Genomic DNA, 15,188 nt, shown 5'->3' on the forward strand with positions numbered 1-15,188 from the left:
CCTGGATGTCGTTGATACGGGGAATTCAATGCCGGGCACGCTCCTGGCAGGCGACGCGGCTCGAATGGAGGGCGGAGCGCGACCGCTGGAAGGCCGACCACAAGCGCTTCACCGCCGCGGCGCGCGCCGCCAGGAAGACGGGCAAGTCCCCGGCCGTCGACCACCCGGGCCCGCCGCCCACCGGCTACGCACTGCTGCCCTGGCTGCTGATGGGGATGGGCTCCTTCTCCAACCTCCTCCAGGGCAAGACCCCGAACCCGCTGATCGGCGGCCTGGGCCTGCTGCTCTTCAACTCGCTGTACGTCTACGTCACCTTCCGCTCCTTCCACCGTGAGAAGCGCGAGGCGGTCTCCACCCGGGTGGCGCTGGCGATCATGGTCCTGCTGACCACGGGCCTGGCCCTCGGCTACGGCGGCAACTGGCTGATGTTCTTCCCCCTGCTGGGCCTTGCGACGGGGGCGACGCTGCGCGGCCCGTGGCTGGGCCGGACGGGCATCCTGCTGGCCGCGTACGCGGGCGCGATCTCCGGAGTCCACGAGGGCTCGGACGCGGTCAACATCGCCTACGCCACGTTCCTCTCCAGCATGGTGACCGCCGCGATCCTCGGCCTGTCCGAGGCGGTGCGGGAACTGCGGGCCGCGCGCGAGGAGTTGGCCCGGCGCGCGGTGGAGAAGGAGCGGATGCGGTTCTCGCGGGACCTGCACGATCTGCTCGGGCACACGCTGTCGGTGATCGTGGTGAAGTCGGAGGCGGCCCGGCGGCTGGCCCCGCGCGACATGGACGCGGCGCTGGGCCAGATCGCGGACATCGAGTCGGTGGGCCGGCAGGCGCTCACCGAGATCCGCGAGGCGGTGACCGGCTACCGGGAGGGAAGCCTCGCCACCGAGCTGACCCGGGCCCGCTCGGCGCTGTCCGCGGCGAGCATCGAGCCGCAGGTCCGCCAGTCCGGGGTGCCGCTCGCCCCGCAGACCGAGGCGCTGCTCGGCTGGGTGGTGCGCGAGGCGGTGACCAACGTGGTCCGGCACAGCGACGCGAGCCGCTGCGAGATCACCGTGGAGAGCGGCGCCGAACAGGCCCGGCTCGCCGTCACCGACAACGGCACCGGCAAGCCGGTCAGCAGGCCCCAGCAGGGCATCGGCGGCACCGGCCTGAAGGGGCTGACCGAGCGCCTCGCGGCGGCGGGCGGCTCCCTGACGGCCGGCCCGTCGCCGCGCGGCGGCTTCACGGTCACCGCCGAACTCCCGGTGGAATCAGCGGAGTCGGCGGAGTCGTCGGACTTCGTGGTTACGGCGCCCAGGGCGTACTGACGGCCCAGCTCACGTCGTCGGTCCAGGAGGTGCTGCTGTCGAAGGCGTTGGACCCGCCGTCGCTCGCTATGTAGAGGTTGTAGTCGTAGTGGCGCAGGTACCTCGTCGGGTAGTTGTACGAGGCGAACGAGGTGCCGGTGCCGCTCTTGCCGGCCTGTGGGCAGAAGGTGGCGTCCTGCCGGAACTGGGCGGTGCCGTCCATGGGTTGCCGGTAGAGCTTGAAGTCGGAGTGGCGCAGGAAGTCGCCGGGGTAGTTGCGCGACTCGAAGGAGACGCAGGAACTGTCGGCGAGGCCCTCGCGGACGATCCAGGTGGCGTCGTTCTTGTCGAGGGCGGAGCTGGCCGAGGTGATGGACGACAGCACGCCCGCGTCGTTCTGGTGGCGGACGTAGTCGCTGGTGCAGCAGGACGTGGTCGCGCGCAGGGAGATCTCCGAGCCGGCGTTCAGCGTGCCGGCGCTGCCGGTCGCGGCGCCGTAGCCGACGGAGACGATGTTCGACTGCACGGAGTTGTCGGCGGCGTCCGTCGGGATGCCGGAGGTCATCACGCCCTCGAAGAAGGACCCGATGGAGCCGTTGCTGTTGTCGCCGCCGGTGCCGAGGACGATCGCGCCCTCCTGGTGCATCGGCGAGTATCCGCTCGTGGTCGGCTCACCGCCGGAATAGGTGGTCGTGAGTCCACCTGATTGCGCATTCCCCCATTTAAGCGCGAAATGGTTCTGCCCGTTGTTCTTCAGCAGCGCGGTCACGAACGGCAGCGCGCCCGTGCCGGTGTCGGAGGAGTTCTTGCTGTATCCGGCGTCGGACTGGAACAGCCCGTTCTCCAGGTCGGCCTGCACCCAGGGTCCGGAGCCGTAGCACGGGGAGAACCAGCACTCGGTGCCGAAGTTGATGGCGTCCATGTGCCCGTTGCCGGTGTCCTTGTTGTTCGTCTCGGCGTTGCCGTAGTCGAAGCAGCAGGAGCCGTTGACGTGGGTGCCGGAGGTCACCATGTACATCCCCTCGGCGGCGCCGTTGGTGGCGACGCCCGAGGTGGCGTCGTTGCGGTAGCCCATGCCGGCGGAGATCTCCAGGCCGTACACCTGGTGGCCGCCGACGGTCACCGGCAGCGCGTCCGCGGGCGCCCCGACGTCGGCCTTGCCGGCCCCGCCCGCGCCCTCGACCGTGAGGTCGTTGTGGCGGGCGGACTGGTCGTAGATCCGGGTGACGACGCAGGTCGTGCCGGAGCAGAAGGAGTCCTGGGCGGCGGAGTCGGCGTAGCCGCCGGCGGAGAGCGGCCCGATGTTCTTCGTGGCGCCGTCCGAGGCCCGCTGCACCTGGTACAGCGAGCCGTTGTACGAGGAGTACAGCGCCCGGACCATGCTGTGCGCGGCGACGCAGGGGGTGCCCGCGGCGGCGTAGACGTCACAGGGCAGCGAACTCGCGGCGGCCGCCTGGGGCGCGCCGGTGCCGAGGAGCAGCGCGGCGACGGTGGCGCAGACGGCGAGCAGGGAGAGGACGGCGCTTCTCAGGCGCCCTGAGCGGGGGGTTCCGGGGAGCAAGGTGTACCTCGGTTCGTGTGGGGCAGCGGCTCGTTCGGAATCTCGGACAACGTTCGATCGAAATGACGAACCTATTCAACTGCCGAATTTCGGGGGCGATTTCAGAAATGCAGAGGCGATTGTTTTCACGCCACTGGCGGCCGTCAACCCCCGCCGCACCGAATCAACCGGATTCTTTGCCGACGGCCCGTGCGCCCCGGTGGCCGTAGGCTGAGCCCATGAACGAGATGCCCCGGGACGGCAGACCCGCCACGTGCATCCGGGTGCTGCTGGCCGAGGACCAGGGGATGATGCGCGGGGCCCTCGCGCTGCTGCTCGGCATGGAGGACGACATCGAGGTCGTCGCCCAGGTCGCCCGGGGTGACGCGATCGTCGAGGAGGCGCTGCTGCACCGGCCGGACGTGGCCCTGCTGGACATCGAACTCCCGGGCGCGAGCGGGCTGGACGCGGCGGCGGAGCTGCGCGAGCAGGCGCCCGACTGCCGGGTGCTGATCCTCACCACCTTCGGCCGGCCCGGCTATCTGCGCCGGGCCATGGAGGCCGGGGCGGCCGGGTTCCTCGTCAAGGACGGGCCCGTGGAGGACCTGGCCGCGGCGATCCGGCGGGTGCTCACGGGCGAGACCGTGGTCGATCCCGCGCTGGCCGCCGCCGCGCTCAGCGCCGGGCCGAGCCCGCTGACGGCCCGGGAGCGCGACGTGCTGAAGGCGTCGGTGGACGGGGCGACGGTCGCCGACATCGCCGGCCGACTGCATCTGTCCGAGTCCACCGTCCGCAACTACCTGTCCTCGGCGATCGGCAAGACCTCCACCCGGAACCGAGCGGAGGCAGTACGGGAGGCCCGACAACAGGGGTGGCTCTGAGCCGCGCGGGCATCGTACGGATTCCAGCAGACGGCCTCCGCGGGGCGACCCCACCGGACAGCCCCGAGCGGACGGCCTCCATCAGACTGCCCCCATCGGGCGACCCCGCCGGGCGGCGCCATCGGACTGCCCCCACCGAGCGGCCTCCGCCAGACTGCCCCCACCGGGCACCCACATCGGACGGCCTCCACCGGACAGCCGCCACCGGGCGGCGCCATCGGACTGCCTCCCCGGACCGCCTCCAGCGGACGCCCTCCACCGGTCGGCCCCGCCAGGCGGCCCCGCCAGGCGGGGCCATCGGACTGCCCCCACCGGGCGGCCTCCGCCAGACTGCCCCCACCGGGCGCCCACATCGGACGGCCTCCGCCGGGCGGCGCCATCGGACTGCCCCCACCAGACGACATCCGCCGAGCGGTCCCGCCGGGCGCCCCCGTCGGACCGCTTCTTCGGTGTGTCCCTCACACCCCCCGCAGCAGCGTCACCACCGCCGCGCCGCCCAGGCCGATGTTGTGCGCGAGTCCGACCCGCGCACCGGGCACCTGCCGCTCCTCCGCCCGGCCGCGCAACTGCCAGACCAGTTCGGCGGTTTGGGCGAGGCCGGTCGCGCCCAGCGGGTGGCCCTTGGAGATCAGCCCGCCGGAGGGGTTCACCACCCAGCGGCCGCCGTACGTCGTCGCGCCCGACTCGACCAGCTTCCCGGACTCCCCCGCCTCGCACATGCCGAGCGCCTCGTACGTCAGCAGCTCGTTGACGGAGAAGCAGTCGTGCAGCTCGATCACGTCGACGTCCTCGATGCCGAGCCCGGACAACGCGTACGCCCGCCGCGCCGCCTCGCGCGACATCGGCTGTCCGACGACGTCGATGCAGGAACCGGAGGCGAAGGACTCCTCGGTGTCCGTGGCCATGGCCTGTCCGGTGATCTCCACGAGCCCGGTGAGCCCGCGCGCGTCGGCGAACCGCCGCGACACCACCACCGCGGCCGCCGCGCCGTCCGAGGTCGGCGAGCACTGGAGCTTGGTCAGCGGCCGGTGCACCGTCCGGGCGGACAGGATGTCGGCCACCTCGTACACGTCCCGGAACTGCGCGTACGGGTTGTGCGCGGAGTGCCGGTGGTTCTTGGCGGCGACGGCGGCGAGCTGCGCCTGCGTCGTGCCGTACCGCTCCATGTGCTCGCGGGCCGCGTCGCCGAAGATCTGCGCGGTCGGCGGGGCCGGTTCGAAGCCGTGCCGGGCGGCCATGACGCCGTAGTGCCGGGCGACCGGAGACGTCGCGAAGTCGCCGCCGTCCGCCCCGCCGCCCAGCGCGCCCTTCTTCATCTTCTCGAAGCCCAGGGCCAGGACGCAGTCGCAGGCACCGCCCTCGACGAGCTGCCGGGCGAGCATCAGGGCGGTCGCGCCGGTGGCGCAGTTGTTGTTGACGTTGTAGACGGGGACGCCGGTGAGACCCAGCTCGTACACGGCGCGCTGTCCGGCGGTGGAGGGCTGGAAACAGTAGCCGACGGGAACCTGTTCCACATCCGTATAGGCGATCCCGGCGTCGGCGAGAGCCGCCTCGCCCGCTTCCCGCACCATGTCCCAGTACTGCCATGAACGGGTCTCGGGCTTCTCGAACCTGGTCATCCCGACCCCGGCGACATAGGCCTTCACGGCACGCAAGACTAGAACGTGTTCCATCAACTCACCAGACTTGACGCAACGTCAGAAACCCATGGGTGGGTCAAGGATTCGTTAGGGGCTCGAAGCAACGGAATAGTTGCCTGTGCATACGAGGTTTACCCGACACTTATGTTCACGGGAGGCCTCACTCAATGACCCACACGACGACCGACCAGCCGCCGCCGAAGCAGGCGAGCGGGGCCGTGGTCCCGGTGCTCGCCTTCGCGGGCATCGTCGTCGCGGTGATGCAGACGCTGCTCGTGCCGGTCATCAAGGACCTGCCGCAGCTGCTGAGCACCGCGCCCAGCAACGCCACCTGGGTCCTGACCTCGACCCTGCTCTCCGGTGCCGTCGCCACCCCGATCATGGGCCGCCTCGGCGACCTGTACGGCAAGCGGCGGATGCTGGTCCTCAGCCTCGCCATCATGGTGGTCGGCGCGCTGATCAGCGCGTTCACCAGCCAACTGCTCCTCATGATCGTCGGCCGTACGCTCCAGGGCTTCGCGATGGGCGCGATCCCCCTCGGCATCGGCCTGATGCGCGACATGCTGCCGCGCGAGAAGCTCGGCTCGGCCATGGCCCTGATGAGCTCCTCCATAGGCGTGGGCGGCGGCCTCGCGCTGCCCGCCGCCGCCCTGGTCGCGCAGCACACGAACTGGCACGCCCTCTTCTACGGCGCCGCCGGCCTCGGCGTGCTCGCCATCCTCCTCACCCTCCTCACCGTGCCCGAGTCCCCGATGCGCGCCGAGGGCTCCTTCGACCTGGTCGGCGCGCTCGGCCTGTCCGCCGGTCTGGTGCTGCTCCTGCTGCCCATCACCAAGGGCAGCGACTGGGGCTGGTCCTCCGGCACCACGCTCGGCCTGTTCGGCGCATCCGTCGTCGTCCTCGTCCTGTGGGGCCTGTTCGAACTGCGCAGCGCGGCGCCGCTGGTCGACCTGCGCACCACCGCACGCCCCGCCGTGCTCTTCACGAACCTCGCGTCGATCATGGTCGGCGTCGCGTTCTACGTCGTCTCGCTCGTCCTGCCCCAGCTGCTCCAGCTGCCGAAGGCCACCGGCTACGGCCTCGGCCAGTCCATGGTCGTCGCGGGCCTGTGCGTGGCCCCGCTGGGCCTGACGATGATGTTCACCGCGCCGGTGTACGCCCGCCTGTCCGCGCGCTACGGCCCGAAGACCACCCTCATCCTCGGCCTGCTGATCATCGCGATCGGCTACGGCGGCGGCCTCGGCCTGATGGACGCGGCCTGGCAGACGATCGTCACGTCCGTCGTCCTCGGCGCGGGCATCGGTCTCGCGTACTCGTCCCTGCCGGCACTGATCGTGGGCGCCGTGCCCGCCTCGGAGACCGGCGCGGCCAACGGCCTGAACACGCTGATGCGTTCCATCGGCACATCGGTGTCGAGCGCCGTCGTCGGCATGGTGCTGGCCAACACGGCGAAGAACGTCGGCGGACTCGCGATCCCCACCATGCACGGCTTCCGGGTCTCCTTCCTCATCGCCACGGCCGCCGTCGCCGTGGGCCTGCTGCTCGCCCTGTTCCTGCCGAAGGCCAACCGGCCGGCCCCGCAGCAGCACACGCAGCTGCGGGCCAGCAGTGAGGAGGACGAGGTGCTGGAGCGGGCCGAGGAGGTGCTGCGCGGCTTCCGCGGGCGCGTTCTCGACGCCACCGGTGTTCCGGTCGCCCGGGCCAAGGTCACGCTGATCGACCGGCGCGGGCGGCAGGCGGGGACGACGGTGTCCGGCTCCGACGGCACGTATGCGCTGGCCGTGCCGGAGCGGGGGGCGTATGTGCTGGCGGCGAAGGCCTCCGGCCATGGGCCGCGGGCTTCGTCCGCCACGCACCCGGGTGAGGAATTGGCTGTCGATCTGGATCTCTCGTTGCCGGGGGAGGTTGTGAACGCCTAGGAGCCCGGGGGGCTGTTCGGTTCGCGGGAGACCCGCCGTCGTGGTTGATCGCGCAGTTCCCCGCGCCCCTTACGGGGCACCGCACGCACCCCCTGTCACGCAGTGACCGGGAGTGCGGCAGCATGGGCGGTCGGAAACGCCGTACGAACCGGAAGGCTCCCCATGTCAACCGCCTCCGCCCCTGTGTCCGCCCCCGCACCCGAGATCCTCGCCGCGTTCGAGGCGGCCAAGGGGTTCATGCCCGTGGACGAGGGGCTGGCGCTGTATGCCGCGGCCGTGGCGGCCGGGCGGGCGGGGTTGCCGTTGCTGGAGGTCGGGACGTACTGCGGGCGGTCCACCGTGCTGCTCGCCGACGCGGCCCGCGCGGCCGGGGTCAGCGCGCTGACCGTCGACCATCACCGGGGCAGCGAAGAGCAGCAGCCGGGCTGGGACTACCACGACCCGGAGACCGTCGACCCCGAGATCGGGCTGATGGACACGCTGCCCGCCTTCCGCCGCACGCTGTTCCGGGCCGGGCTGGAGGAGCACGTGGTCGCCCTGGTCGGCCGTTCCCCGCAGATCGCGGCGGTCTGGAACTCCCCGCTCGGCCTCGTCTTCATCGACGGGGGCCATACGGACGAACACGCGAGCGCCGACTACGAGGGCTGGGCGCCGCACGTCGCCGAGGGGGGCCTCCTCGTCATCCACGACGTCTTCCCGGAGCCCGAGGACGAGTTCACCGGGCAGGCGCCGTACCGCGTGTACCTGAGGGCTCTCGCGTCCGGGGCGTTCGAGGAGATCTCCGTCACCGGTTCGCTCCGTGTCCTGCGGCGAACGCGCGCGGGGATCTGAGGCCCCGGTTAGAGTCGCAGACGTGTCGTACACAGGCCCGGAATTCGAAACCCCGCAGCCGCGCCGGCCCCGGCGCGGCCCCCTGACCGTGGCGCTCGCCGCGCTGGTGCCCGGTGCGCTGCTCGGCTGGGCGGTGTACGAGGCCGTGGGAGGCGGCGGCTCGGACCACGCCGCTTCCGCCGCGTCGGCCTCCGGCACCTCCACCGCGTCCTCGTCCCACCCGTCCCACTCGTCCCCCTCGACCGACTCCGCCTCGCCCGCCGGCGACGGCAAGGACGCGGCCGACGGGTCCGGTTCGCTCGCGGGGAAGGTCGTCGTCATCGACCCCGGGCACAACCAGGGCAACTTCCAGCACGCCGGCGAGATCAACCGCCAGGTCGACATCGGGACGAACAAGAAGGAGTGCGACACCACCGGTACGTCCACCAACGACGGTTACACCGAGGCCCGGTTCACCCTCGACGTCGCTCACCGGCTGCGCACGCTGCTGGAGAAGCAGGGCGCCACGGTGAAGCTGACCCGTGACGGGGACAGCCCGGCCTGGGGGCCGTGCGTGGACGAGCGGGCCCGGTTCGGGAACGACGCCCATGCCGACGCCGCCATCTCCATCCACGCCGACGGCGCCGCCGAGGGCGACCGCGGCTTCCACGTGATCCTGCCGGGGTCCGTGCACGCCGGCGCCGCCGACACCCGGAAGATCGTCGGCCCCTCCCGCGACCTGGGCACCCGCGTCGCGGGCAACTTCCTGCGCGACACCGCGGAGCCGCCCTCCAACTACGTCGGCAAGGGCACCGGTCTCGTCACGCGTACGGACCTGGGTGGTCTCAATCTGTCAACAGTTCCGAAGGTGTTCATCGAGTGCGGCAACATGCGCGATAGCAAGGACTCGGCACTGCTGACCAGCGGAGCCTGGCGGCAGAAGGCGGCGCAAGGGATGTCTGACGGAATCGTGAGTTTCCTGCGCGAGTCGTGACCGGCGGGCGGATACGGCCGGACGGCCGGATCTTGCGGACGGTAGTGTCTACCGACGACGAGAGACGACCTACGAAGGACCTGAAGTGAATATCCGCTCCCTCACTAGAGGCGACGGCGTGGTGATCGGAGCAGCGGTGGTGCTGTTGATCGCGTCGTTCCTCAGCCTCTACTCGATCGACGGAGTCAGCAGCTCGGAGATCCCCAACGCCTGGAGCAGCGGCCCGGTCCTGCTGGGCGTCATCCTGGCGGGCGTCATCGGGGCCGCCCTGATCGTCGTCGCTCGCGGGCTGCCGCAGGCGCCCAAGGTCGCCGGTCTCGACCTCCGTCAGTTCGGTGTCGCGTTCACCGTGTTCGCCGCCTGGAGCGCGCTCGGCAACATCTTCGACCCGGCGGGCGGCGTCGACAACATCGGCAACGCCACGGGCAACGGCTTCAGCGCCGGCACCGGCCTGATCATCGCCCTCATCGCCACGCTGGTCATGGCGGGCGCCGCCATCGCCACCCCCCTCGTCCCCGCCCTCCAGGCCGCCCTGGTCCCGGCTGCCAAGCCGGCCGCTCCGCAGCCCTACGGCGCCCAGCCGCCGAGCGGTTACGGCTACCCGGGTGCCCCGGCCCCGCAGCAGCCGTACGGTGCGCAGCCGCAGCCCGGTCAGCCCTTCGGGCAGCAGCAGCCGCCCGCCGCCGCGCAGCCGCAGGCGGCCGCTCCGGCCGGCGCGCAGCCGGCCCCGGCGGACTTCTCGCCGTTCTGGTTCGCCGTGCCGGTGACCCGGCCGCTGTTCGGTGAGGACGGCGCGCCGACCCCGATCGCCGAACTGGCGCCGGGCACCTGGTACCTGGCCGTCGAGCAGCGCGGTGCCACGCTCGTCGCGCAGACCCAGGACGGCCGTCGCGGCGTCCTCCAGGACACCTCCGGCATCCAGCGCGGCTGAGCCCCGCACGCCGGGACGTACGGCCCCTCGCCCTTCCGGGCGGGGGGCCGTTGTCGTAACCTCGGCTTCCGGTCAGTGATCTGACGTTACGTCAGATAGCTCGGAAGGCAGGTGGCGTATGCGGCTCGGCCTCGCACTCGGGTACTGGGGACGCGGTCCGGACGCCGGGCACGTACCGCTGGCCGTCGAGGCGGAGCGGCTCGGGTACGACTCGGTGTGGACCGCGGAGTCCTGGGGATCCGACGCCTTCACACCGCTCACCTGGATCGCGGCGCGGACCTCGACGATCAGACTGGGTACGGGAGTTGCCCAGATGGCCGCCCGCACACCGACCGCCACCGCCATGCACGCCCTCACCCTGGACCATCTCTCCGGCGGGCGGATGATGCTCGGTCTCGGACTGTCGGGGCCGCAGGTGGTGGAGGGGTGGTACGGCCGTCCGTTCCCGGCCTCGCCGCTGACCGCGACCCGGGAGTACGTGGACGTCGTACGGCAAGTCCTGCGCAGGGACGGGCCCGTGGCGCTGGACGGGCGGTTCCATCCGCTGCCGTACCGGGGACCGGACGGCACCGGGCTCGGCCGGCCGCTGAAGTCGATCACGCATCCGCTCCGGCCCGGCCTGCCCGTCCTGCTCGGTGCCGAGGGGCCGAGGAACGTCGCCCAGACGATCCGGATCGCCGACGGGTGGCTGCCGCTGTACTGGGCGCCGAGCCGGCCCGAGGCGTACGGGGAGGCGGTGCGGAAGCTGCCCGAGGGGTTCATGGTGGCGCCGCTGGCCCAGGTGCGGGTCTGCGACGACGTGGCCGAGGGGCTGCTGCCCGTCAAGGCCATGCTCGGCTTCTACATCGGCGGGATGGGACACGCGGCCCGCAACTTCCACGCCGACCTGATGGCCCGCATGGGGTACGAGGAGCAGGCCCGGCGGATCCAGGAGCTGTTCCTGGCCGGGCGGCGCGAGGAGGCCGTACGCGCCGTGCCGGACGCCTTCGCCGACGAGATCTCGCTGGTCGGCCCGCGTGCGCGGATCGCCGAGCGGCTGGAGGCGTGGCGGGCGGGCCCGGTGACGGACCTGCTGGCCGTGTCACCGGACCCGCACACGCTCAGGGTGCTGGCGGAGCTGAACTCCCAGACGCCGCCTAGCCCTTGGTGAGCTGCGCGGCCGAGGGCACCTTGTTCTGGACCGGGGCGCCCGCGCCCGCGCCCGCGCCCTTGACCTTGTTGATCGTGTCGTTGAAGGAGCCGACCGCGCCGGCGTCGCCGTTCTTGAGCTTGGCCGGCAGGTTCTTCAGCGCGTCGATGCCCGAGGAGAGCGGCGCGAGCGCCTTGGCGAGCGCCGGGTCGCCCTGGGCGTTGCGCTCGGCGGCCTTGAGGCGGTTGTAGGTGAAGGCACCGGCCAGCGCGGCCTTCACCAGGGCCGACTTGCGGCCGTGGGCGCCCTTCTTGAACTTGCCCGCCTTCCAGGGCTTCACGATCCACTGGTAGGTGGCGCCGGCCGCGAGGCCCGCGTTCGCCACGAACCGGGTCTTGGCGAACTTCTGGCGTTCCGCCGAGGTGGTCGGGCTGGGCTTGGCGGCAGCGGGGACGGCCCGGACCGCCACGGTGTCCTTCGTGTCCTTCGTACTGGTCATCTCGCCGGTTCCGCAGGCCGCGGTACCGGCCAGCAGGGCGGTGGAGAGCGTGAGCGCCACGACGTGGCGTCGGTTCGGTACGCGCACGGGGTCCTCCGGACGTTTTCCCCGAGTTTTTCGTTCCCTTGGCAGGGTGGCGCGGTTGGCCGGGGTGCGCCACTTGGGGGACTTCCGGTTGCGATCTCTCCCGCGGGCGCGGGGCTCAGTTACAACAGTCCGGGTCCAGTCCCGCCGGCAGCTGCTCGCCCCCGAACACCGCGCACGTCGCCTCGTGGCCGCCCAGGGCCGCCACCGCGAGCAGCAGGGAGCCCGCCGTCCAGGTGGTCAGCTCGCGCGGCCAGATCGCGTCGTCGTCGAAGACGTAGCCGGTCCAGTACAGGCCGCTGTCGGGGTCGCGCAGGTGCTGGATGGACTGGAGGACGGTCAGGGCCCGGTCCGACTCCCCCACGGCCCACAGGGCGAGGGCGAGCTCGCTGGACTCGCCGCCGGTCACCCACGGGTTGGGGACCACGCAGCGCACGCCCAGGCCGGGGACGACGAAGCGGTCCCAGGACTCGGCGATGCGGGCCCTGGCCTCCTCGCCGGTGAGGGCGCCGCCGAGGACCGGGTAGTACCAGTCCATCGAGTAGCGGTCCTTGTCGAGGAAGCGCTCCGGGTGGCGGCGGATCGCGTGGCGCAGCGCGCCGGCCGCCAACTCCCAGTCCGGCTGCGGCTCTTCGCGCTGCTCGGCGATCGCGAGGGCGCAGCGCAGCGCGTGGTGGACGGAGGAGCTGCCGGTGAGCAGGGCGTCCGTGGCGGGCGTGCCGTCGTCGTCCTGCCGCCAGCCGATCTGGCCGCCGGGCCGCTGGAGCCGCAGGACCCATTCCACGGCCGCGTAGACGCTGGGCCACATGCGGTCCAGGAAGGTGTCGTCGCCGGTGGAGAGGTAGTGGTGCCAGACGCCGACGGCTATGTAGGCGACGAAGTTCGACTCGCGGCCGCGGTCGGTGACGTCGTCGTGGGCGCCGTCGGCGTAGGCGGCGTACCAGGAGCCGTCCTCGTTCTGGTGCCGGGCCAGCCAGGTGTACGCCCGCTCGGCGGCCGTGTGCTCGCCGGCCGCGTCCAGGGCCATCGCGGCCTCGGTGTGGTCCCAGGGGTCCAGGTGATGCCCGCGGAACCACGGGATCGCGCCGTCCTCCCGCTGTACGGCGAGGATGCCGCGGACGGTCGCGGCGGCCTGCCCGGCGGTGAGGACCCCGGGCAGGACGAGGTGTTCTGTCCGGGGGGTGGTCACTTGGCGGCCGCCTCGTGCGCACTCTCCGCGACGCGCGGCAGGTGCGGCTTGGTGGCGTAGACCACGAAGCTCTTGCCGATGACCGGGTTGAGTGCCTGCTCGGCGACCCGGGTGGCCAGCGGCTTCTTCATGATGTCCCAGACCAGCAGCTTGTGGTACGCCCGCACGGGCAGCGCCTTGTCGTTGTCGACGCCGAACGCGCACTTCAGCCACCAGTACGGCGAGTGCAGCGCGTGCGCGTGGTGGCTGCCGTAGGGCCTGAGGCCGGCCTCGCGGACCTTCGCCGTCAGTTCGTCGGCCTTGTAGATGCGGATGTGGCCGCCCTCGACCTCGTGGTAGGCGTCGGACAGCGCCCAGCAGACCTTCTCGGGGCCGTAGCGGGGGACGGTGATGGCGATGCGGCCGCCCGGCCTGAGGACGCGGACCATCTCGGCGAGCACGCCCTTGTCGTCGGGGATGTGCTCCATCACCTCGGAGATGATGACGACGTCGAAGGACTCGTCGGGGAAGGGGAGTGCGAGGGCGTCGCCCTCCATCGCGGTGGCGGTGGCTCCTTCGGGCGCCTCGCCGGCCTCCTTCATCGCCGCGAACCACTTGGCGACCTCGCGGATCTCCTCGCCGTTCTGGTCCAGGGCCACGACCTGGGCGCCGCGCCGGTAGCACTCGAAGGCGTGCCGGCCGGCGCCGCAGCCGAGGTCCAGGACACGGTCGCCCGGGGCGAGCGGGAACCGGGAGAAGTCGACGGTCAGCACGTGGCCCTGCTTTCGGTGTAGACGCCTGTTGCTGCGGCCGCGGGGCGGCTCTCGATGGGGGGCTTGCGGCGCAGGCCGCCGGTGCGTGCGACGGCCTCGCGGTAGCGGGTGACGGTCCCCTCGGCGGCCCGGGCCCAGGTGAAGCGCGCGAGCACCCGCTGCCGGCCGGCCCGGCCGAGCCGGGCGCGCAGCTCCGGGTCGCCGAGCAGCCGTACGAGCCCGGCGGCGAGCGCGCCCGCGTCGCCGGTCGGTACGGCCAGACAGGTCTCGCCGTCGCGGCCGGCGACCTCGGGGATCGCGCCGCCGGTCGTGGCGAGCAGCGGGGTGCCGGTGGCCATGGCCTCGGCGGCGGGCAGCGAGAAGCCCTCGTAGAGCGAGGGCACGCAGGCGACCTCGGCGGAGCGGATCAGGTCGACGAGTTCGGCGTCGGAGATGCCCTTGACGAACTCGACGGAGCCGGCGAGGCCGTACCGCTCGACGGCCTGGGCCACCGGCCCCTCCTCGGGGCGCTTGCCGACGACGACGAGGTGGGCGGCCGGGTGCTCGGTGCGCACCTTGGCGAGCGCTTCCACGAGGAAGACCAGGCCCTTCAGCGGCACGTCGGCGCTGGAGGTGGTGACGATCCGGCCCGGTACCTCGGGCACGGCCGGATTCGGCGAGAACAGGTCGGTGTCGGCGCCGATGTGGACCACGTGGATACGGTCGTCGCGCACGCCGAGGTGGTCCACGATCTCCTGGCGGGAGGTGCCGGAGACGGTGAGGACGGAGGGCAGCCGGCGGGCGACGCGCTTCTGCATCCGGGTGAAGGCGTACCAGCGCCGGACCGAGTAGCGGCGCTGCCAGCCCTCGGCCGCGTCCAGCTCCAGCTGCCGGTCGACGGTGATGGGATGGTGGATGGTGGTGACGAGGGGCGCGCCGATGTCGCCCAACAGCCCGTATCCCAGGGTCTGGTTGTCGTGGACGACGTCGAACTCACCTCGCCGGGCCAGCAGATGGCGCCGGGCGCGCAGGGAGAACGTCAGCGGCTCGGGAAACCCGCCGGTCCACATGGTCGCGACTTCGAGTCCGTCGATCCAGTCCCGGTACTCGCCCCGTCCGGGGGTGCGGAAGGGGTCGGGCTGGCGGTACAGGTCGAGGCTCGGCAGCTCCGTGAGCGTGAGCCCGGGACATCCCTCGTCGAGGACCGGGTACGGCTGCGAGCCGATCACCTCGACCCGGTGTCCGAGGCGGGCCAGCTCGCGCGAGAGATGCCGTACGTAGACACCCTGGCCGCCGCAGAACGGGTTCCCTTTATAGGTGAGGAGCGCGATGTCGAGCGGTCGCCCGCCGTCGGCCGCAGGATCCTCCTGGACACCCGCGGCACGGGCCTCAGCGGTCACTCCGTGCCCCCTTCTGCCTGCGCTGTCCCGCGAGACTACGCCGGGACGCTAATCTAGAACAAGTTTCAGACTTGATCGTTCAAGAGGCTCTGAATCTACCGGCAGGTAAGGGAGCTGTGAGCGGTGGATCAGGTGATTCACGCCACGGCAGACCG

13 protein-coding genes are annotated in these 15,188 nt (G+C 71.9%); 7 read left to right on the top strand and 6 right to left on the bottom strand.

The window, feature by feature from the left end; translation table 11 throughout:
* Nucleotides 1-5: 5 nt before the first annotated feature.
* Nucleotides 6-1,307: a sensor histidine kinase gene (locus ACFC8N_RS00610; protein ID WP_362822210.1), complete on the top strand. Its 1,302-nt coding sequence runs from the start codon at nucleotides 6-8 to the stop codon at nucleotides 1,305-1,307.
* Here the strand turns inward: ACFC8N_RS00610 and ACFC8N_RS00615 are convergent.
* A complete protein-coding gene (locus tag ACFC8N_RS00615) occupies nucleotides 1,285-2,847 on the bottom strand; it encodes an alpha-L-arabinofuranosidase B (RefSeq protein ID WP_376285079.1) in 1,563 nt (520 codons plus the stop codon). The genes ACFC8N_RS00610 and ACFC8N_RS00615 overlap by 23 nt on opposite strands.
* Nucleotides 2,848-3,065: 218 nt before the next feature.
* Between ACFC8N_RS00615 and ACFC8N_RS00620 the strand changes: the two genes are divergently transcribed.
* Complete coding sequence (locus ACFC8N_RS00620; protein ID WP_362822208.1) at nucleotides 3,066-3,707, top strand: response regulator transcription factor; 642 nt, start codon at nucleotides 3,066-3,068, stop codon at nucleotides 3,705-3,707.
* A gap of 458 nt (nucleotides 3,708-4,165) precedes the next feature.
* Here the strand turns inward: ACFC8N_RS00620 and ACFC8N_RS00625 are convergent, their stop codons facing one another.
* Nucleotides 4,166-5,353 carry a lipid-transfer protein gene (locus tag ACFC8N_RS00625; protein WP_376286226.1) on the bottom strand — a complete coding sequence of 396 codons (1,188 nt, stop codon included), beginning with the start codon at nucleotides 5,351-5,353 and terminating at the stop codon, nucleotides 4,166-4,168.
* Between the two features lie 161 nt (nucleotides 5,354-5,514).
* Between ACFC8N_RS00625 and ACFC8N_RS00630 the strand changes: the two genes are divergently transcribed.
* The 5 genes from ACFC8N_RS00630 to ACFC8N_RS00650 all read left to right on the top strand — a co-directional run bounded on the left by ACFC8N_RS00630 (nucleotide 5,515) and on the right by ACFC8N_RS00650 (nucleotide 11,151).
* Nucleotides 5,515-7,266 (top strand): MFS transporter, encoded by a 1,752-nt coding sequence (locus ACFC8N_RS00630; RefSeq protein ID WP_376285082.1) that lies wholly within the window; start codon nucleotides 5,515-5,517, stop codon nucleotides 7,264-7,266.
* A 162-nt stretch (nucleotides 7,267-7,428) separates the two neighbouring features.
* Nucleotides 7,429-8,097: a class I SAM-dependent methyltransferase gene (locus tag ACFC8N_RS00635; RefSeq protein WP_376285085.1), complete on the top strand. Its 669-nt coding sequence runs from the start codon at nucleotides 7,429-7,431 to the stop codon at nucleotides 8,095-8,097.
* Nucleotides 8,098-8,119: 22 nt separating this feature from the next.
* Nucleotides 8,120-9,070 carry an N-acetylmuramoyl-L-alanine amidase gene (locus ACFC8N_RS00640; RefSeq protein WP_356030592.1) on the top strand — a complete coding sequence of 317 codons (951 nt, stop codon included), beginning with the start codon at nucleotides 8,120-8,122 and terminating at the stop codon, nucleotides 9,068-9,070.
* Between the two features lie 85 nt (nucleotides 9,071-9,155).
* A complete protein-coding gene (locus ACFC8N_RS00645; RefSeq protein ID WP_356030591.1) occupies nucleotides 9,156-10,001 on the top strand; it encodes a hypothetical protein in 846 nt (281 codons plus the stop codon).
* Between the two features lie 118 nt (nucleotides 10,002-10,119).
* Entirely contained in the window at nucleotides 10,120-11,151 is a 1,032-nt protein-coding gene (locus tag ACFC8N_RS00650; RefSeq protein ID WP_376285089.1) for an LLM class F420-dependent oxidoreductase, read from the top strand.
* On the opposite strand, the gene ACFC8N_RS00655 is transcribed toward ACFC8N_RS00650, so the two are convergent.
* The 4 genes from ACFC8N_RS00655 to ACFC8N_RS00670 form a co-directional block, all read right to left on the bottom strand.
* Nucleotides 11,138-11,716, bottom strand: coding sequence for a hypothetical protein (locus tag ACFC8N_RS00655; RefSeq protein WP_356030587.1), 579 nt, complete (start codon nucleotides 11,714-11,716; stop codon nucleotides 11,138-11,140). The two genes, ACFC8N_RS00650 and ACFC8N_RS00655, sit on opposite strands and share 14 nt — an antisense overlap.
* A gap of 115 nt (nucleotides 11,717-11,831) precedes the next feature.
* Nucleotides 11,832-12,902 carry a prenyltransferase gene (locus ACFC8N_RS00660; RefSeq protein ID WP_356030585.1) on the bottom strand — a complete coding sequence of 357 codons (1,071 nt, stop codon included), beginning with the start codon at nucleotides 12,900-12,902 and terminating at the stop codon, nucleotides 11,832-11,834.
* Entirely contained in the window at nucleotides 12,899-13,654 is a 756-nt protein-coding gene (locus tag ACFC8N_RS00665; RefSeq protein WP_376285093.1) for a class I SAM-dependent methyltransferase, read from the bottom strand. Before ACFC8N_RS00665 ends, ACFC8N_RS00660 begins: the two co-directional genes overlap by 4 nt.
* Nucleotides 13,648-15,033, bottom strand: a complete 1,386-nt coding sequence (locus ACFC8N_RS00670) for a glycosyltransferase family 4 protein (RefSeq protein WP_376285096.1) — start codon at nucleotides 15,031-15,033, stop codon at nucleotides 13,648-13,650. Before ACFC8N_RS00670 ends, ACFC8N_RS00665 begins: the two co-directional genes overlap by 7 nt.
* Nucleotides 15,034-15,188: the final 155 nt, after the last annotated feature.

The sequence above is a fragment of the Streptomyces sp. NPDC055966 genome (genome assembly GCF_042269865.1).
Taxonomy (GTDB): Bacteria; Actinomycetota; Actinomycetes; order Streptomycetales; family Streptomycetaceae; genus Streptomyces.

What these genes read in the sequence shown, in the direction of transcription:
- ACFC8N_RS00610 (WP_362822210.1), top strand. Translation starts at nt 6, where the DNA reads ATGTCGTTGATACGGGGAATTCAATGCCGGGCACGCTCCTGGCAGGCG.
- ACFC8N_RS00620 (WP_362822208.1), top strand. Translation starts at nt 3,066, where the DNA reads ATGAACGAGATGCCCCGGGACGGCAGACCCGCCACGTGCATCCGGGTG.
- ACFC8N_RS00630 (WP_376285082.1), top strand. Translation starts at nt 5,515, where the DNA reads ATGACCCACACGACGACCGACCAGCCGCCGCCGAAGCAGGCGAGCGGG.
- ACFC8N_RS00635 (WP_376285085.1), top strand. Translation starts at nt 7,429, where the DNA reads ATGTCAACCGCCTCCGCCCCTGTGTCCGCCCCCGCACCCGAGATCCTC.
- ACFC8N_RS00650 (WP_376285089.1), top strand. Translation starts at nt 10,120, where the DNA reads ATGCGGCTCGGCCTCGCACTCGGGTACTGGGGACGCGGTCCGGACGCC.